Source organism: Streptomyces griseoluteus (assembly GCF_004784465.1).
Classification (GTDB): Bacteria; Actinomycetota; Actinomycetes; order Streptomycetales; family Streptomycetaceae; genus Streptomyces; species Streptomyces griseoluteus.
Window position 1 is genome coordinate 204,094 of record NZ_SRRU01000010.1, and the last position, 17,638, is coordinate 221,731.

A 17,638-nucleotide genomic window follows, 5' to 3' on the forward strand; every position below is an offset into this window, starting at 1 on the left:
GAAGACGTCGGGAAGACTCGGGGAAAGACGAGGGGCCGGGGCGTCGGTGTCCCGGCCCCCTTGACGGAACGGCGCTCGGCGGGACGGTTCAGCCCTTGATCGCGCCCTGCATGATGCCGCCCACGATCTGCTTGCCGAACAGCAGGAAGGCGATCAGCAGCGGCAGGGTGCCGAGCAGCGCGCCCGCCATGATGACCGCCTGGTCCGGTACATACCCGGTGCCGAGGGCGTTCAGGGCGACCTGCACGGTCGGGTTCTGCTGGTTCAGGGCGATGATCGGCCACAGGAAGTCGTTCCAGGCGAACACGAAGGTCAGCAGGCCGAGCACCGCCATCGCGGGCCGGGCCGCCGGGAACACCACGTGCCAGACGATCCTCAGGCTGCTCGCCCCGTCCACCCGCGCCGCCTCGATCAGCTCGGTCGGCAGCGCCTGCACCAGGTACTGCCGCATGAAGAACGTGCCGAACGCGGTCACCAGGCTCGGCAGGATCACCGTCTGGAGCTGATTGGACCAGCCGAGGTCGCTCATCCACAGATACAGCGGGACGACGGCGAGCTGCGGCGGGATCATCATCGTGCCGATGGTCAGCAGCAACAGCAGCCCCGAGAACCTGAACCGCAGCTTGGCGAAGGCGAAGCCGGCCAGGGTGGAGAAGACCACCGTACTGACCGTGATCGTGCCCGCGACGATCAGCGAGTTGAGCATCGCGGTGCCGAGTCCGGCCTGGTCCCAGGCGGCCTGAAGGTTCTTGAACAGGTTGCCGCCGAACCACAGCGGGGGCGGGGCCTGGGCGAGCCGCCGGTCGGTGCGCGAGGCCGCGACCGCCGTCCACACCAGCGGCGCCAGCGAGACGAGCGCGAACACGATCAGCGCCACGTACGTCACCGGGCCGGCGTGCAACTGCTTGCCCGCCTTCGTGGCCCGGCGCCGGCCGGTGCGCGCCTTGGGGAGAACGAGCTCACCGGCGGTCATCGGACCTCCTCAGCCAGCGGGTCAGCAGCAGGTTGACCGCGGCGATGATCAGCAGGAGCAGGAACATCGTCCAGGCGATGGCGGACGCCTTGCCGAGGTTGCCGATGATCCAGCCCTGGTCGTACATGTAGAGACCGAGCGTCTGGTACTGGTGCTCCGAGCCGCCCTTGGTCCCGCTGACCCCGCCGAACAGCAGGGGTTCACCGAAGAGCTGGGTGGCGCCGATGGTCGAGACGACGATCGTGAACAGCACGGTCGGCCGCAACTGCGGGATCGTCACGTGCCAGAACTGCTGGCGCCGGTTGGCGCCGTCGAGGGCGGCGGACTCGTACAGGTCCGCCGGGATGGCCTGCATGGCGGCCAGGTAGATCAGCGCGTTGTAGCCGGTCCAGCGCCAGATCACGATGCTCGAGACCGCGAACTGCGATCCCCAGTCCGATTCACGCCAGTTGACCGGGTCGACACCGAAGAAGTGGAGAATCCAGTTCACCATGCCGCCGTCCCACGAGTACAGCAGCGTGAACACCAACGTCGCCGCCGCCACCGATGTCGCGTACGGGGTCAGCATCACCACGCGCCACACGGTGGAGCCGCGCAGCTTGTAGTTGAGCATGTGGGCCAGCCAGAGCGCCGCCATGAGCTGCGGGACGGTCGAGATCAGACCGATGGTGAAGGTGTTCCGCAGCGCGTTCCAGAAGAAGTCCGAGGACAGCAGGTTCCGGTAGTTGGCCAGGCCCGCCCAGCTCTGGTGGTCGAGCGCGGACAACTGCACGTCGTGCAGCGAGTACCAGACCGTGTACAGCAGCGGAACCAGGGTGAACACACCGAACAGCACGAAGAAGGGGGCCACGAACGCGTACGGCGACGCCTTCGTGTCCCAGCGGTACAGCCGGCTGCGCCAGGAGGGGGCGCCGTCCGGCACACCGCGACCCTGAGCGCCCCGGACCGCGCCCGGCGGGATGCCGGGCGCGGTCTCGGCGCTCGACGCGGGATGCGCGAGAGCCTCTTTGGAGGTCACTGGCCGAGCACGTCCTTGATCTCCTTGGACGCGGCGTCCCAGCCCTGGGCCGGGGACTTGCCCTTCTGCTCGACCTGGAGGATGCCGATGTCACTGATCGCGGTGTCGATCGGCTTGTCCTTCGGACCCAGCGGCTGGGCCGGGATGGTCTTCGCCGCGTCGGAGAAGATCTGGGTGAGCGGCGCGTCGGAGAAGTACGCGGTGGTGTCCGCCTGCGGCTTCAGGCTCGCGTACGCCGACGGGGTGGAGGGGAAGCTGGCCTGCTTGGCGAAGACCTTGGCCTGCTGCTCCGGCGCGGTCAGCCACTTGGCCAGCGCGACGGCCTCCTTCTGGTGCTTGGTCGCCGTCGGCACAGCGAGGAAGGAGCCGCCCCAGTTGGACGCGGTCGGCGCCGCCGCCACGTCCCACTTGCCCTTGCCGGAGTCGCCGGCCTTCTCACCGATGTAGCCGAGCATCCAGGCGGGGCAGGCCACCGTGGCGAAGGAGCCGTTGGCGAAGCCCTTGTCCCAGGTGGGGTCGAACTGCTTCAGCTTGGCCGACATGTCGCTGGTCGCCACGCTCATCGCGTCGTCCCAGGCGTCCTTCACACCCTGGGACTTGTCCCAGACGACCTTGCCGTCCTTGTCGTAGTTCCGCTCGGAGGCACCGCCCAGGGAGGCGTTGTAGACAGAGGCCGCCGAGTCGACGTACTTGGTGCCCTTGGGCGCCTTCTTCATGTACTGCTTGCCGAGGTCGACGTACTTGGACCAGTCGCCCTTCCACTGCTCGGCGAGCTTGGCGCGGTCGGTGGGCAGGCCGGCCTTGGCGAAGAGGTCCTTGCGGTAGCAGACCGCCATCGGGCCGATGTCGGTGCCGATGCCGATCGTCTTGCCGTCCTTCGTGGTGGCCTGGGCGAGCTTCCAGTCCAGCCACTGGGACTTGTCGACCTCCTTGCCGAGGTCCACGAACTTGGCGGCCTGCGTCTGCACGGCCTCCGTGATGTTGCCGACCTCGATGGCCTGGATGTCGTCGGTGCCCGAACCGGCCTGGAGGCGGGTGAGCACCTTCGGCCAGTACACGTCTGTGCGAGTGGTGACGTTCTCCTTGATGTTGATGTCCGGGTGCAGCTTCATGTACTCGTCGTACAGACCGGCCTGCTTGTAGCCGAAGACCCCGAAGGTGCCGACCGTCAGCGTGATGTTGCCCTTGCCGTCGCCGCCGCCCGCGTCCGACGAGCCGTCGTCCGAGTCGCTGGCGCAGCCCGCCAGCAGACCCGTGGCCAGCGCGGTCGCGGCCATCATGGCCACCGTGCCGCGCGACCTGCGGATGCTCGTACGCATTGCGTCCTCCTGTTGCCTGACGTGCCGACCCCCCGGCCAACTGCATGGAAATCGCGTGGATCTGGGCCCGTTCGTACTCGCTGCGGCTCGGGCGGGGAACGTGCGGGTTGTGTAGGTGTCAGGTACCGTGGGAGCGCTCCCACGTGTGATGGGTTGAAGGGTCGTCCGTTCGGGACGAGGTGTCAAGGGAGTGCGCACGGCCAACGCGCCTCAGTTATAGGGCTGTTAACCGGCCAGTGGGATTTTCCGGCGGACAGTGTTGAATGTGAGGCCTGAGTGGGACGGCCGAGAGAGGCGGAGGCCATGGCGAGCCACGGGGTGCGGGGCGGCCGGAGCGGCGGGCGGCCGACGCTCGAAGAGGTGGCCGCCCGGGCCGGGGTGGGCCGGGGCACGGTCTCCCGCGTGATCAACGGTTCCCCGCGGGTCAGCGACGCCACCCGCGCGGCCGTGGAGGCGGCGGTCGCGGAACTCGGGTACGTCCCCAACACCGCGGCCCGCGCGCTCGCGGCCAACCGCACCGACTCCATCGCGCTGGTCGTGCCCGAGCCGGAGACCCGCTTCTTCGCCGAGCCGTACTTCTCCGACATGCTGCGCGGGGTAGGGGCGGAACTCGCCGACACCGAATGGCAGTTGCTGCTGATCTTCGCGGGCAGCGACCGCAAGCGGCAACGGCTGGCGGACTACCTCTCCGCCCACCGTGTCGACGGTGTCCTCCTGGTCTCCGTGCACGCCGACGACCCGCTGCCGGATCTGCTGGACCGGCTGGAGATCCCGGCCGTGATCAGCGGGCCCCGGTCGGCGGGGGAGACGCTCACCTCGGTCGACTCCGACAATTACGGCGGCGGTCGCTCCGCCGTCGAGCACCTCATCGCCCGCGGCCGACGCCGCATCGCCCACATCACCGGCCGCCCCGACGTCTACGGAGCCCAGCGCCGCGTCGACGGCTACCGGGACGCACTGCGCGGAGCGGGCCTGGAGGTGGACGAACTCCTCATCGAACCGGGCGACTTCACCGAGGAAGGCGGCCGTCGCGCCATGTCCGCCCTGCTCTCCCGCCGCCCCGACCTCGACGCCGTCTTCGCCGCCTCCGACGTGACGGCGGCCGGCGCCCGTCACTCCCTCCGCGAAGCGGGCCGCCGCATCCCCCACGACGTGGCCCTCGTCGGCTACGACGACTCCGCCATCGCCCGCCACATGGACCCGCCCCTGACCAGTGTCCGACAGCCGATAGAGGAGATGGGCCGGGCGATGATCGACCTGCTCCTGTCGGAGATAGCGGACCGCCGTCCGGCGGGGACGCGGGGGTTGGAGAGGCGGCACGCGGTGCTGGCCACGGAACTGGTCGGGCGGGAGTCGTCGTAGCGGGGGCGTTAACTGCTGTCGCTTCGGCGTACTCCCGGCTTAAGATCACCGGCAAGGCGGGGTCGTAGCACAGAGGTAGTGCGCCGCGACATCATCTCGGAGGACGTCGGTTCGAATCCGACCGCCCCGCCCCTTCGAACTCCGGCCGGACCAGTTGCGGTAATCGCGTTGACCGGCCGCGGCGGGCAGTGCTGGAGTCGGGGCGTGGACAGCATCCCCGCCAATCGGCGGCTCTGGAACCGGATCAGCGGCGCGTACCAGCAGAAGCACGACCCCCGGATCGGCGCCACGCCCCGGTTGTGGGGCATGTACTCCATCCCCGACGCGCACCTGCGGGCCCTGGGGGACGTCACCGGCAAGCGTGTCCTCGAACTGGGCTGCGGTGCCGGGCAGTGGTCCAGGGCACTCGCCGCCGAGGGGGCCGACGTGGTCGGGGTCGACCTGTCCGAGGCGCAACTCGACGCGGCGGCCCGTGCCATGGGAGCGGACCGCTACCCGCTGGTGCAGGGCGCCGCCGAACGGCTCCCCTTCGCCGCCGACAGCTTCGACCTGGTGTTCTGCGACTTCGGCGGGCTCAGCTGGGCGCCCCCGCACCTGGCCGTCCCGCAGGCCGCCCGCGTCCTGCGCCGGGGCGGGCGCCTGGTGTTCAACGTCGCGAGCCCATGGTTCGAAGCCTGCTACGACGAAGCCGCCGGCGGCGTGACCACGACGCTGCGGCAGGACTACTTCGGGCTGGACACCATCGCCGAGGGCGACGGCGCGGTCAGCTATCAGCTCACCTACGGCGACTGGGTCAGGGTCCTGCGCGGCGCGGGTCTCGTCATCGACGACCTCATCGAGCCGCGGCCCGACCCCGGCACACCCAACGGCTACAACAGGACCGACCCACCCGACTGGGCGCACCGCTGGCCCGCGGAACTACTCTGGGTGACCCACAAACCGTAGGCTCCGCCCGCCGGGATCGGCCGCGGAAACGACTTTGGGGCCGCTCCGTCGAAACGGAGCGGCCCCAAAGTCGATCAGGGTGAGTGACGGGACTTGAACCCGCGACATCCTGGACCACAACCAGGTGCTCTGCCAGCTGAGCTACACCCACCGCGACCGGCGGTTGAACTGTCGTTCCCCGACCGGCCGAGAAGAAGTCTACAGGGTTCTCGGGGGTGCTCGCGCACACGTTTCCGCGCACGCGTTCCCAGGGGGCTACGCAGGCGGCAGGACGTACTTCGCGGCGATCGACTTCGCGGTGTCGGAGTCCGGGCCGGGCTGCGGGACGAAGACGGCTTCGCGGTAGTAGCGCAGCTCGGCGATCGACTCGCGGATGTCGGCCAGCGCCCGGTGGTTGCCGTTCTTCTCCGGGCTGTTGAAGTAGGCGCGCGGGTACCAGCGCCGGGCCAGCTCCTTGATCGAGGAGACGTCGACGATCCGGTAGTGGAGGTAGGCCTCCAAGGCCGGCATGTCGCGCAGCAGGAAGCCGCGGTCGGTGCCGACGGAGTTGCCGCACAGTGGCGCCTTGCCCGGCTCCTTGACGTGCTCACGGATGTACGCGAGCACCTGCGCCTCGGCGTCGGCCAGCGTCGTACCCCCGGCCAGCTCGTCCAGCAGCCCGGACGCGGTGTGCATCTGGCGCACCACCTCCGGCATCGTCTCCAGCGCGGAGTCCGGCGGGCGGATGACGATGTCCACCCCTTCACCGAGCACGTTCAGCTCGGAGTCGGTGACGAGGGCGGCCACCTCGATGAGCGCGTCGTCGGACAGCGAGAGGCCGGTCATCTCGCAGTCGATCCACACCATGCGATCGTTCATGTGTCTCACCTTACGGGGCCCCGCAGCCCCCTGGACCCGCCCGTGCGCCGAGAGAAGAGCACGGAGAAGGGGGTGGGGAAGGCCGAGCCCTCCCCACCCCCTCGCACCGGCGATCCTCAGCCGCCTCCGCGCGGCCCCGGCAGCAGACTCACCGCGCCCGCGGCGTGCCGGCGGCTCTGCAGCGGCACCCCGCCGTCCCGGTCCGGGTGCAGCACCGACGGCACCGCCACCGGACCGTGACCCGGCAGACCCGACGGCCCCTGCGTCATCCCGTGCTGCGCGAGCTGCTGCTCCTGCTCGGGCGGCCGCTCACCCTGGGGCCTGCGGGCCCGGTAGGCGGCCCGGTACGTCGCGGGCGACGAGCCGAGCTGGCGGCGGAAGTGCCCGCGCAGCGCGACCGGCGAGCGGAACCCGCACCGGCCCGCGACCTCGTCCACCGAGTAGTCGGAGGTCTCCAGCAGCCGCTGTGCCTGCAGCACCCGCTGGGTGATCAGCCACTGCAGCGGCGCACTGCCGGTGAGCGAACGGAACCTGCGGTCGAACGTACGGCGGCTCATGTAGGCGCGTGCCGCCAGTGTCTCCACGTCGAACTGCTCGTGGAGGTGTTCCAGCGCCCAGGCGACGACCTCGGCCAGCGGGTCGGCGCCGATCTCCTCGGGTAAAGACCTGTCGAGGTAGCGCTCCTGGCCGCCGCTGCGGCGGGGCGGCACCACCAGGCGGCGGGCCAGCGCACCGGCGGCCTCGTTGCCGTGGTCCGTCCGCACGATGTGCAGACACAGGTCGATCCCGGCCGCCGTACCGGCCGAGGTGAGCACGTCGCCGTCGTCGACGAACAACTCACGCGGATCGACGTGCACCGACGGATAGCGCTTGGCCAGCGTCGGCGCGTACATCCAGTGGGTGGTGGCCGGGCGGCCGTCCAGCAGGCCGGCCGCGGCCAGGACGAACGCCCCGGTGCACAGGCCGACGATGCGGGCCCCCTCCTCGTGCGCGCGGCGCAGCGCGTCGAGCGCCTCCTCCGGTGGCGGCGAGGTGATCGAGCGCCAGGCCGGCACGACGACCGTGCCCGCGCGGGAGATCGCCTCCAGGCCATGCGGCGCGGTGAGTTCCAGGCCCCCCGTGGTCCGCAGCGGGCCGTCCTCGCCGGCACACACCAGCAGTCGGTAGCGCGGCACTCCGGCGTCCTGGCGGTCGATCCCGAACACCGAAAGCGGTATGGAACTTTCGAAGATGGGGCCGCCGCTGAACAGCAGCACCGCGACGATCTCCTTGCGGCGTCGCCCGGCGAGTTTGCGGACGGTGGCGTCCGGCGCGGCGGTGGAGTCGTGGCTCATACTGCTAAGCCCCCCTCGGTGGTCGCGGCTCCCTTTACGCTTCGGGTCTGTCGCTCCTGCACGTTTCCCCTCGGTCCTGCACGAGTCCCCCGCCGTAAGACATCAAGATCGAAATCTACTGGCTCCCGCGGTCTGTCGGTGGCCAGTTCCACACGCGGTGCATTGTCGACATGACAACTTGGCGTGAAGCATTCGATCACGAAGGGTTGCACTCGTGGGGCGTGCAGGGAAGTACGCCTGGGCGGGGTGGCCAAACCGCATAGGGTGCGACGGGTCGAACGACCCCTGTTTGTGCAGGTGGAACGGGGGTTGAGGGGTGGTTGGGACCCCTCCGGAGCGATATTAGGAACTTGGCTGAAAACCGGCGTTCGAGGGTGCGGAAACCGGTCAGTCGACCGGTGTACTGGCTCCCGTGTGATCTGCGACTCCCCGCGCGGCCTCCCGCAGCGAACGGCGCAGCAGCGTCCGGCAGGCGAGGGTGACGCCGGCCAGTCCCAGCCCCGCCCCCACGGCCGCGACCGGCGCCGTACCGCACCACAGCAGGACCACCGGCACCAGCACGCAGGCGAACACCGCCCAGCCGATCACCTCGCGCGCGGTGTCGGGGCCGGGCGCGGAGCGGGGTGCGGGCATCTGCGGGCTCCCTGGGACGTCGGTTGCAGGGGGTTCAACGCGCGGACGGCCGGACGGTCACCCCATGAGGGGCGGGTCCCGGCAAACCGCCTGTACGAGGCAGCGACCATTGCGTAAGGGGCGCTGCTCGTGCATGCTCCCTGGAACCCCTGGGGACGTCCCGGAGGGCCGCTCACGGAGCGTGTGCACGAACTGCGACGGGGAGGCGTGCCGCCGTACCCTTGAGGGTATGGGCAGGGGAAGACGTTTCCCGGACACAGCTCCGCCGCACGATGTCCCCCTTCATACAAGGATCACGACGCCGAGACAGCCATGGCCGGTCACGAATTCTTCGAACCCGCGGACCGCAAGCGGCCGGTAGCCGAACCCACGGCGACCGACCCCCTGACGGCTCAAGAGGCACGCCCTTCCTGCGATCCCGCCTTCCGGCACGGAGTGGTCGTCGGCTTCGACGGCTCCACCTCCAGCGAGCGCGCCCTGGCCTACGCGGTCGGCATGGCCCACCGCTCCGGCTCGGGTCTGATCATCGTCCATGTGGCCAACCGGCTGCCCACCACGGTGTGGGCCGGCTGCGAGCCGCCCGTCTTCGTCGACGTTCCCGACCACCGCACCGAGGTGCTCGGCCTGGAGCTGGCCTGCGCCGACCATCTGAGCGAGGTGCCGTGGATTCTGGTGGAGCGCGGCGGTGACATCTGCCATGAACTGGAGGAGGTCGGGCGGGAGTACGAGGCGGACGCGATCGTCGTCGGCTCCACGCACGGCATCGCGGGGCGGATCTTCGGCTCCGTGGCCGGACGCCTCACCAAACGGGCCCGGCGGCCCGTCATCGTGATTCCCTGAGACCTCGATTTCCCCTGACACCACACCGGTTCGCGCTCCGTGAAGCTACTCACGCGTAAAGGTGTTCCCGCCCCCGTGCCGGGCATAGAACAGCCGACGCCGCAGGTGAGTCGTGCTGCCGGCCGGTGGGTGACGGCCACCGGCCGGGGCGCAGCGGCACAGAAACGGACCCCCACGACGGCTCGCGCGAGGGTCCGTTTTCTTTGAACGGCAGGGGTGGACCTACTCCACCGTCACCGACTTGGCCAGGTTGCGCGGCTTGTCGATGTCGCGGCCCAGGACCTTCGCCGCGTGGTAGGCGAGCAGCTGGAGCGGGATGCCCATGAGGATCGGGTCCAGCTCGTCCTCGTTCTTCGGGACCACGATGGTCCGGTCCGCCTTCTCCTGCTCCTGGTGCGCGACCGCGAGGATCTTGCCGCTGCGGGCCTTGATCTCCTCCAGCGCGGCGCGGTTCTTCTCCAGCAGGTCGTCGTCCGGGACGATGGCGACCGTCGGCAGGGCGGGCTCGATGAGGGCCAGCGGGCCGTGCTTCAGCTCGGAGGCGGGGTACGCCTCGGCGTGGATGTAGGTGATCTCCTTGAGCTTCAGGGAGGCCTCGCGGGCGACCGGGTAGCCCCGGACACGGCCGATGAAGAGCATCGAGCGGCTCTCCGCGTACTCCTCGGCCAGCTCGCGGACCAGCTCCTCCTGCTTGAGGATCTCGGCGATCTGCGCGGGCAGCTTGCGCAGGCCCTCGATGATCCGCTTGCCGTCGCGCACCGACAGGTCGCGGGTGCGGCCCAGGTGCAGCGCGAGCAGCGCGAAGGCGACCGTGGTGTTGGTGAAGCACTTGGTGGAGACCACGCACACCTCGGGCCCGGCGTGCACGTAGATGCCGCCGTCGGCCTCGCGGGCGATGGCCGAGCCGACCACGTTGACCACACCGAGGACGCGGGCGCCCTTGCGCTTCAGCTCCTGCACGGCGGCCAGCACGTCGTACGTCTCACCGGACTGGGAGACCGCGATGTACAGCGTGTCGGGGTCGACGACCGCGTTGCGGTAGCGGAACTCGGACGCCGGCTCGGCGTCGGCGGGGATGCGGGCCAGCTCCTCGATCATCTGGGCGCCGATCATGCCCGCGTGGTAGGAGGTGCCGCAGCCGAGGATCTTGACCCGGCGGATGCGGCGGGCCTCACGGGCGTCCAGGTTGAGGCCGCCCAGGTGCACGGTGGAGAAGCGGTCGTCGATGCGGCCGCGCAGCACGCGGTCCACGGCGTCGGCCTGCTCGTGGATCTCCTTGTGCATGTACGTGTCGTGGCCGCCCATGTCGTAGGAGGCGGCCTCCCACTCCACGGTGGTGGGCTCGGCGCTGGTGCGGGTGCCCTCGGTGGTGTAGGTGCGGAAGTCGTCGGCCTTCAGGGTGGCCATCTCGCCGTCGTCCAGGGTGACGATCTGGCGGGTGTGGGTGACCAGCGCGGCGATGTCCGAGGCGACGAACATCTCCTTCTCGCCGATGCCGAGGACGACCGGGGAGCCGTTGCGGGCCACCACGATGCGGTCGGGGAAGTCGGCGTGCATCACGGCGATGCCGTAGGTGCCCTCGACCACGCGGAGCGCCTCGCGGACCTTGTCCTCCAGCTTCTCGGCGCTCGCGCGGGCCACGAGGTGGGTGAGGACCTCGGTGTCGGTGTCGGAGAGGAACTCGACCCCGTCCGCCTCCAGCTTGCGGCGCAGGTCGGAGGCGTTGTCGATGATGCCGTTGTGGACGACGGCGACCTTGTCGTCGGCCGACATGTGCGGGTGGGCGTTCACGTCGGAGGGGGCGCCGTGGGTGGCCCAGCGGGTGTGGGCGATGCCGGTGGTGCCCTTGAAGCGCGCGGGGACCTTGGCCTCCAGGTCACGGACCCGGCCCTTGGCCTTGACCATCTTCAGCGCGGCCGACTTCGGGGAGGAGACGACGATGCCCGCCGAGTCGTAGCCCCGGTACTCCAGGCGCTGGAGACCCTCCAGCAGCAGGGGAGCGACGTCCCGCTTACCGATGTATCCGACAATTCCGCACATGTAGTAGCTCCCTCACCCTGGCTTCTCAGCCATAGACCATGCGGCGCAACTGCCGGAGCGTGAGCTCGGGCGGCGCCACCGCGCGGTATTTCAGGTCCGCCTCGATCCGTTCGAAGATCGCCGCGTTCTGCAGGCCCTGGGCCTGCAGTTCTCGGTGCCGACGACGGACGTAGTCCTGGGTCGTCTCGTCGAAGAAGGCGAGCACGTCCTGTATCACTCGCAGCGCCTCGCCCCGGCTGAGCGGGGTCGAGCGCGTCAAATGATCGACAAGTTCCTCGTGCACCCGGTAGATCTTCGGGCACGAACGCCAGTTTCGCAAGAATCGTGCCCGATTCCGGGCAGGTACCTGTTGGTGCGCTCATGGCGCGCTGTTCGTCCGGTGTCCACTTCCCGTCCTGGACGGCGTTGCCGTCGGCCACGAGTTTGCTGGTCATGGACATTCCTCGTATGGGCGTACCCGAGAAGCTGGCCGAGCGGATGAGCATGGCCGAGCGGCACGAGTACCTCCGGAGCAGATTCTCCCGGCGCACCCTGATCAGGGGTGGCGCCGTGACTCTCGGCACCGTCGCGGGCGGCGCCTTCGTGCCCGGCGCCGTGACCCCGGCCGCCGCCGCGGCCCCCACGGCCCCGGCACCGCGCGGTACCGAGCACGTGGACGGCGCGCTGGCCGCCCCCTTCGGCCGTCACCTGGCCTGGGGCAACGACCCGCGTACCGAGGTCACCGTCTCCTGGCAGGTGCCGGTCGCCGTGAGGCGCCCCTTCATCCGCGTCGGCGCCCACCCCTGGGACCTCTCCCACAAGATCGAGGCCGAGGTCCGCACCCTGCACACCCCGGCCGGTGTCGGCGCGAGCGGCGACCACACCCAGTACTACGTACACGCGAGGCTGAGCCGGCTGCGCCCCGGCCAGACCTACTACTACGGCGTCGGCCACCAGGGCTTCGACCCCGCCGAGCCCCACCTCCTCGGCACCCTCGGCACCTTCACCACCGCCCCCGCCCACAAGGCGCCCTTCACCTTCACCGCCTTCGGCGACGAGGGCGTCGGCTACCACGGCCTGGCCAACAACGCCCTGATCCTCGGCCAGAACCCCGCCTTCCACCTGCACGCGGGCGACATCGCCTACGGCGACCCCTCCGGAGCCGGCAAGACCACCGACACCGGCTTCGACTCGCGCACCTGGGACCAGTTCCTGCACCAGACCGAGTCCGTCGCCAAGCAGATCCCCTGGATGCCCGCCTACGGCAACCACGACATGGAGGCCTGGTACTCGCCCAACGGCTACGGCGGCGAGGAGGCCCGTTGGTCCCTCCCGGACAACGGCCCCGACGCGGCCGGCCTGCCCGGCGTCTACTCCTTCGTCTACGGCAACACCGCCGTCATCTCGCTCGACGCCAACGACATCTCCTACGAGATCCCGGCGAACCTCGGCATCTCCGGCGGCACCCAGACCACATGGCTGGAGGCCCAGCTCAAGAAGTTCCGGGCCGCGCGGGACATCGACTTCGTGGTGGTCTTCTTCCACCACTGCGCCTACTGCACCTCGACCGCCCACGCCTCCGAGGGCGGGGTGCGCCAGGAGTGGGTGCCGCTGTTCGAGAAGTACACCGTGGACCTGGTCATCAACGGCCACAACCACCAGTACGAGCGCACCGACGTGATCAAGGGCGACACGGTCGTCAAGAAGCTCCCCGTCGGCGGCACCGCCTACCCCGAGACCGAGGGCGTCGTCTACGTCACCGCGGGCGCGGCCGGCCGCAGCCTGTACGCCTTCACCGCGCCCGACACCTACGAGGGGCACGAGCACGAGGTCGAGTCCGTCTCCTCCTTCGTCAACCTCAAGGACGGCAAGAAGCCCGAGACCGTCGCCTGGTCCCGCGTGCGCTACCTCGACTACTCGTTCCTCCGCGTGGACGTGACGCCCGCGCCGAGGGGCCGGCACACCACGCTGACCGTGTCCGGCATCGCCGAGACCGGTGAGCGCATCGACCACTTCACGGTCTCCCGCAGAGCGAAGTAGACCCACGCGCCCGCACGGAAGACCGGGGCGAACTCCGCGCCGGTCAGCGCTGCTTCGCGTTGTGGCTCGCCCGGCCACGTTCCCGTCCAGCCCCGGCGTCAGCCGCGGGGCGTCGTCGTCGAAAGCAAGGGGCCCGTCCCGCCGGATGGTTGCCGCCACGGGCGGGAGCGTTTCACCGGATCTGCGGGAGAGTGGTCCCGACCGAATCCGAAGGGAGCGCATGTGAGACGGCACCACGGCACCACTCCCCGAACGACCCGAATCCTCGGATCACTGCTGCTTGTCGCCGCGGCCGGTGTCTTCACCTTCGTCGCGAACCCCGCCGCGCAGGCGGCCGCACCGCCCGCGCTGGACCGGGTGGTCCCGGCACCCGCCTCGGTCGAGCCGGGCGGGACCCCGTACCGCATCACCCGCGCGACCCGCGTGCGGGTGGACGGCTCCGCCGAGGTCCGCCGGATCGGCGCATACCTCACGGGCATCCTGCGACCCTCCACCGGCTATCCGCTGCCGCTCACCGACCACGGCGGCGGCCAAGGCATCCGACTCCACCTCCAGAAGGGCCACTTCGGCGCCGAGGGGTACCGGCTGCACAGCGGAGCCGGTGGAGTCACCATCACCGCCGCCGCTCCCGCCGGCCTCTTCCACGGCGTGCAGACCCTGCGCCAGCTGCTGCCGGCGGCCGTCGAGAAGAAGGCGGTCCAGCCCGGCCCCTGGCGGATCGCCGGCGGTACCGTCGAGGACCGCCCGCGCTACGCCTACCGGGGCGCCATGCTGGACGTCTCCCGGCACTTCCTCACCGTCGCTCAGGTCAAGCGCTACATCGACCAGCTGGCCCTCTACAAGATCAATGAGCTGCATCTGCACCTCAGCGACGACCAGGGCTGGCGCATCGCCGTCGACTCCTGGCCCCGCCTGGCCACATACGGCGGCTCCACCGAGGTCGGCGGCGGCGAGGGCGGCCACTACAGCAAGGCCGACTACCGGGAGATCGTCCGGTACGCGGCCGGCCGCTATCTCGAGGTCGTCCCCGAGATCGACATGCCCGGCCACACCAACGCCGCCCTCGCCTCCTACGCCGAGCTGAACTGCGACGGTGTGGCGCCCCCGCTCTACACCGGCACCCAGGTCGGCTTCAGCTCGCTGTGCGTGCCCAAGCAGGTCACCTACGACTTCGTGGACGACGTCATCCGTGAGCTGGCCGCGCTCACCCCGGGCCGCTATCTGCACATCGGCGGTGACGAGGCGCACTCCACCAGCCACGCGGACTACGTGACGTTCATGGACCGTGTGCAGCCGGTCGTCGCCAAGTACGGCAAGACGGCCATCGGGTGGCACCAGCTCACCGGCGCCCATCCGGTCAAGGGCGCCCTCGCCCAGTACTGGGGTCTGGACCGCACCAGCGCGGCGGAAAAGGCGCAGGTCGCCGAGGCCGCGCGGAACGGCACCGGGCTGATCCTGTCCCCGGCCGACCGGGTCTACCTCGACATGAAGTACAACAAGGACACCCCGCTCGGCCTGGCCTGGGCGGGTCTGGTGGAGGTTCGGCGGTCCTACGACTGGGACCCGGGCGCCTATCTCGACGGAGTGCCCGCCTCGGCGATCAGGGGTGTCGAGGCTCCCCTGTGGTCGGAGACGCTGAAGAAGTCCGCCGACCTCGAGTACATGGCGTTCCCACGGCTGCCGGGCGCGGCCGAGCTGGGCTGGTCACCGGCCGCCACCCACGACTGGGACGCCTACCGGGTGCGGCTGGCCGCGCAGGCCCCGCGCTGGGACGCCCTGGGCATCAACTACTACCGCTCGCCGCAGGTCCCCTGGCCGGCGGACTGACAGGCTGACGGACCGGCGGACGGACCGGCCGGCCGAGGACGAACCGACGAAAGGGCGACGGGCACCCCGGAGGACCGTACTCCGGGGTGCCCGTGCGCCGGTGCGGGTTCAGAACCCGGCGAGGGGGTTCTTGAGGGTGCCGACGAGCTGGAGCGCGCCGGACGGGTCGGCGAGGTCCACCATCTGCTTGTTGTCGCGGAGCTGAAGCCGGTTCAGGCAGGACAGGGCGAACTCCGGCGCGAACATGTCGTACTGCTCGAACTTCTCCGCGAGCTGCGGGTTGGCCTCCTGGTACTCGCGCGTGACCTCCGCGACCGTGCGCCAGAAGGTGTCCTCCGTCAGCACGCCCTCCTCGGCCAGGTTGGCGGCGAGGAAGCGGAAGAAGCAGTCGAAGACGTCCGTGAAGATCGACAGCAGCTTCTTGTCCTCGGGCACCTCCACCCGGATGCGCCGCACCTCCGGCGGCAGGGCCGCGTCCGGGTCCATGACGGCGATCTCCTCGGCGATGTCCTTGTACACCGCGCGCCGGACCGCGCCGTCCGCCAGCACCAGGATGACGTTCTCGCCGTGCGGCATGAACACCAGGTCGTAGGCGTAGAAGCTGTGCAGCAGCGGCACGTAGTAGGCCCGCAGGTAGTCGCGCAGCCAGTCGGTGGGCGGCTGCCCCGAGCGCTCGATCAGCGCGCCCGCGAACGAGGCGCCCTCGTGGTCGGTGTGCAGCAGCGAGGCCATGGTCGCCAGCGACTCGCCCTCGGCGAGGCGGGGCACCGGGGACTCGCGCCACAGGGCGGCCAGCATCTTGCGGTAGGGGGAGTAGCGGTCGGTGGCCCGCTCGTACTCCAGGTGCCGGTAGCCGACGGCGGCCTGCTCGCGGATGATCGTCAGGCCGGTCGCGGTGAGCACCGGGTCGTTCTCGATCAGCCGGGCCAGCCAGTCGTTGATCGCCGGGGTCGCCTCCATGTACGCGGCCGACAGACCGCGCATGAAGCCCATGTTGAGCACGGACAGCGCCGTCTTCACGTAAGTCTTCCCGGGGTGCGTCCGGTTGAAGAACGTCCGGATGGACTGCTGGGCCAGGTACTCGTCGTCGCCCTCGCCCAGGCACACCAGGTTGCGGCGGGCCACCTCGGCGGCGAAGGTCACGCTGAGCTTGTTCCACCACTGCCAGGGGTGGACCGGGATCAGCAGATAGTCGTCCGGGTCCAGGCCCTGGCCGGTGAGCATGCCCCGGAACCGCTCCAGGGTGGCCTCGCCCAGCTCGCGCCGGAAGAACTCCTCGTACTCGACGCCCGCCCCGGCGGTGAAGGCGGCGCGCGAGCGGTGCGCGGCCAGCCACACCAGTCTCACCGGGCTCGCCGTCTCCGGCGCGTACGCGAGGTACTCCTGGACGCCGAAGCCGAGCCGCCCGTTGTTGGCCACGAAGCAGGGGTGGCCCTCGGTCATCCCGGTCTCGATGTCCTGGAACGAGGCGCCCGCCAGTTCCTTCGCGCTCACCCGCGGCTTGGTCAGCTTGTAGCAGGTGCCGGACAGGGTGGAGGAGATCTCCTCCAGGTACACCGGCAGGATCTCCGCGCTCAGCCCCAGGGTCTCCTTCAGCTCGATGAAGAAGTCCAGTGCCGCGAGGGGCAGTTCGGCGCCCTCGCGGCTGCGGGTGATCGAGCCGGCGTCCACCTGCCAGTGGTCCAGGCCCCGGCGCACGGCGGAGAAGCGGTACGAGGTGAGGTTGTCGTCGCTGCGGACGACGTACTCCTCGCCCTCCGGCTCGGGGAGCAGCAGGCGCTCGTGCGCGAACTCGGCGAGGGCCTTGCGGATCAGCAGGCGGTTGGCCAGGTCCCAGCGCTCGGGGGAGAGGTGGGCCACGGAGTCGGCGACGGTCATGCCGCCACCCCCGTCGCGGCCTCGAACCGTTCCCGCGTGCAGAAACTCAGCAGGGCGCGCTTCTCCGGCTTCTCTACCTCGCCCTCGGGCACGAATCCGACGGCCTCGTTCAGCGCGTGCACGGCGGTGTTGCGCACGTCGGGCTCCACGACCACCCGCAGGGTGCGCGGGTCGGCGAACAGATGCGTCATCACAGCGGTGATGACCCGCCGGGTGAACCCGTGCACGGGGGTGTCGGTGGGCGCCACCAGGAAGTGCATCCCGACATCGCCCGGCTGGGCCTCGTACAGCCCGGCCAGCTCGCGGTGCGCGGGATCGTAGCTCTCCATCAGGAACACCGGCACCCCGTCGTCCAGACCGAGGAAGGCGTGGTGGTGCTCGTCGGCCGCGATCTCCATGTAGGCACGCTCGACGTCCACCAGCGTCGCGTCCTGCATCATCCAGAACACGGCCTTCGGATCGGTCACCCAGCCGTGCACCAGGCGCGCGTCCTTCCGGGGGTCGAGGGGGCGGATCGTGAAGCCCGCCTGGGTGGTATTACTCATCAAAAACTCCTCGAGTGCGTGACGTCGTGCGGCTGGAGGTGATGACA

15 protein-coding genes and 1 tRNA gene are annotated in these 17,638 nt (G+C 70.0%); 5 read left to right on the forward strand and 11 right to left on the reverse strand.

Translation table 11 applies throughout. The features are described 5' to 3' along the window. Positions 1-88: 88 nt before the first annotated feature. From E5082_RS26145 to E5082_RS26155, 3 genes are read right to left on the reverse strand one after another with little or no spacing between them, the layout of a single operon-like run. Positions 89-973: a carbohydrate ABC transporter permease gene (locus E5082_RS26145; RefSeq protein ID WP_135793703.1), complete on the reverse strand. Its 885-nt coding sequence runs from the start codon at positions 971-973 to the stop codon at positions 89-91. Beyond that, positions 960-1,991, reverse strand: a complete 1,032-nt coding sequence (locus tag E5082_RS26150; RefSeq protein WP_135793704.1) for a carbohydrate ABC transporter permease — start codon at positions 1,989-1,991, stop codon at positions 960-962. The genes E5082_RS26145 and E5082_RS26150 overlap by 14 nt, the downstream gene beginning before the upstream one ends. Further along, positions 1,988-3,310, reverse strand: a complete 1,323-nt coding sequence (locus E5082_RS26155; RefSeq protein WP_135793705.1) for an ABC transporter substrate-binding protein — start codon at positions 3,308-3,310, stop codon at positions 1,988-1,990. The genes E5082_RS26150 and E5082_RS26155 overlap by 4 nt, the downstream gene beginning before the upstream one ends. A gap of 303 nt (positions 3,311-3,613) precedes the next feature. On the opposite strand from E5082_RS26155, the gene E5082_RS26160 reads away from it, so the two are divergent. Both E5082_RS26160 and E5082_RS26170 read left to right on the forward strand, forming a co-directional pair. Continuing rightward, a complete protein-coding gene (locus E5082_RS26160) occupies positions 3,614-4,672 on the forward strand; it encodes a LacI family DNA-binding transcriptional regulator (protein ID WP_135793706.1) in 1,059 nt (352 codons plus the stop codon). Between the two features lie 204 nt (positions 4,673-4,876). Continuing rightward, the gene (locus E5082_RS26170) at positions 4,877-5,617 is read left to right on the forward strand and encodes a class I SAM-dependent methyltransferase (RefSeq protein WP_135793707.1); all 741 of its coding nucleotides are present in this window, start codon (positions 4,877-4,879) and stop codon (positions 5,615-5,617) included. A gap of 78 nt (positions 5,618-5,695) precedes the next feature. Here the strand turns inward: E5082_RS26170 and E5082_RS26175 are convergent. The 4 genes from E5082_RS26175 to E5082_RS26190 form a co-directional block, all read right to left on the reverse strand. Continuing rightward, a tRNA-His gene (locus tag E5082_RS26175) sits at positions 5,696-5,768 on the reverse strand. A 104-nt stretch (positions 5,769-5,872) separates the two neighbouring features. Next, on the reverse strand, positions 5,873-6,475 hold the full coding sequence (gene orn, locus E5082_RS26180; protein ID WP_135793708.1) for an oligoribonuclease: 603 nt from the start codon (positions 6,473-6,475) through the stop codon (positions 5,873-5,875). A 116-nt stretch (positions 6,476-6,591) separates the two neighbouring features. Further along, the gene (locus tag E5082_RS26185; protein WP_135793709.1) at positions 6,592-7,809 is read right to left on the reverse strand and encodes a GlxA family transcriptional regulator; all 1,218 of its coding nucleotides are present in this window, start codon (positions 7,807-7,809) and stop codon (positions 6,592-6,594) included. 387 nt (positions 7,810-8,196) lie between these two features. Then, a complete protein-coding gene (locus E5082_RS26190; protein ID WP_135793710.1) occupies positions 8,197-8,442 on the reverse strand; it encodes a hypothetical protein in 246 nt (81 codons plus the stop codon). A 312-nt stretch (positions 8,443-8,754) separates the two neighbouring features. Between E5082_RS26190 and E5082_RS26195 the strand changes: the two genes are divergently transcribed. Next, entirely contained in the window at positions 8,755-9,282 is a 528-nt protein-coding gene (locus E5082_RS26195) for a universal stress protein (protein WP_086694268.1), read from the forward strand. A 222-nt stretch (positions 9,283-9,504) separates the two neighbouring features. Here the strand turns inward: E5082_RS26195 and glmS are convergent, their stop codons facing one another. Beyond that, positions 9,505-11,322, reverse strand: coding sequence for a glutamine--fructose-6-phosphate transaminase (isomerizing) (glmS, locus tag E5082_RS26200; RefSeq protein ID WP_135793711.1), 1,818 nt, complete (start codon positions 11,320-11,322; stop codon positions 9,505-9,507). A gap of 25 nt (positions 11,323-11,347) precedes the next feature. Further along, positions 11,348-11,605 (reverse strand): hypothetical protein, encoded by a 258-nt coding sequence (locus E5082_RS26205; RefSeq protein WP_135793712.1) that lies wholly within the window; start codon positions 11,603-11,605, stop codon positions 11,348-11,350. A gap of 164 nt (positions 11,606-11,769) precedes the next feature. Here E5082_RS26205 and E5082_RS26210 point away from each other — a divergent pair, with 164 nt between their 5' ends. Together E5082_RS26210 and E5082_RS26215 are read left to right on the forward strand one after the other, a co-directional pair. Next, positions 11,770-13,341, forward strand: a complete 1,572-nt coding sequence (locus E5082_RS26210; RefSeq protein WP_190045394.1) for a purple acid phosphatase family protein — start codon at positions 11,770-11,772, stop codon at positions 13,339-13,341. 222 nt (positions 13,342-13,563) lie between these two features. Further along, a complete protein-coding gene (locus tag E5082_RS26215; RefSeq protein ID WP_135793714.1) occupies positions 13,564-15,168 on the forward strand; it encodes a beta-N-acetylhexosaminidase in 1,605 nt (534 codons plus the stop codon). A gap of 108 nt (positions 15,169-15,276) precedes the next feature. Here the strand turns inward: E5082_RS26215 and E5082_RS26220 are convergent, their stop codons facing one another. After that, positions 15,277-17,046: an IucA/IucC family protein gene (locus E5082_RS26220; protein WP_135793715.1), complete on the reverse strand. Its 1,770-nt coding sequence runs from the start codon at positions 17,044-17,046 to the stop codon at positions 15,277-15,279. Beyond that, the gene (locus tag E5082_RS26225) at positions 17,043-17,591 is read right to left on the reverse strand and encodes a GNAT family N-acetyltransferase (RefSeq protein WP_135793716.1); all 549 of its coding nucleotides are present in this window, start codon (positions 17,589-17,591) and stop codon (positions 17,043-17,045) included. Before E5082_RS26225 ends, E5082_RS26220 begins: the two co-directional genes overlap by 4 nt. Between the last annotated feature and the right edge of the window lie 47 nt (positions 17,592-17,638).

Coding starts and splice junctions, on each gene's coding strand:
- E5082_RS26145 (WP_135793703.1), bottom strand. CDS start 973: ATGACCGCCGGTGAGCTCGTTCTCCCCAAGGCGCGCACCGGCCGGCGC.
- E5082_RS26155 (WP_135793705.1), bottom strand. CDS start 3,310: ATGCGTACGAGCATCCGCAGGTCGCGCGGCACGGTGGCCATGATGGCC.
- E5082_RS26160 (WP_135793706.1), top strand. CDS start 3,614: ATGGCGAGCCACGGGGTGCGGGGCGGCCGGAGCGGCGGGCGGCCGACG.
- orn (WP_135793708.1), bottom strand. CDS start 6,475: ATGAACGATCGCATGGTGTGGATCGACTGCGAGATGACCGGCCTCTCG.
- E5082_RS26185 (WP_135793709.1), bottom strand. CDS start 7,809: ATGAGCCACGACTCCACCGCCGCGCCGGACGCCACCGTCCGCAAACTC.
- E5082_RS26190 (WP_135793710.1), bottom strand. CDS start 8,442: ATGCCCGCACCCCGCTCCGCGCCCGGCCCCGACACCGCGCGCGAGGTG.
- E5082_RS26195 (WP_086694268.1), top strand. CDS start 8,755: ATGGCCGGTCACGAATTCTTCGAACCCGCGGACCGCAAGCGGCCGGTA.
- glmS (WP_135793711.1), bottom strand. CDS start 11,322: ATGTGCGGAATTGTCGGATACATCGGTAAGCGGGACGTCGCTCCCCTG.
- E5082_RS26210 (WP_190045394.1), top strand. CDS start 11,770: ATGGGCGTACCCGAGAAGCTGGCCGAGCGGATGAGCATGGCCGAGCGG.
- E5082_RS26220 (WP_135793715.1), bottom strand. CDS start 17,046: ATGACCGTCGCCGACTCCGTGGCCCACCTCTCCCCCGAGCGCTGGGAC.
- E5082_RS26225 (WP_135793716.1), bottom strand. CDS start 17,591: ATGAGTAATACCACCCAGGCGGGCTTCACGATCCGCCCCCTCGACCCC.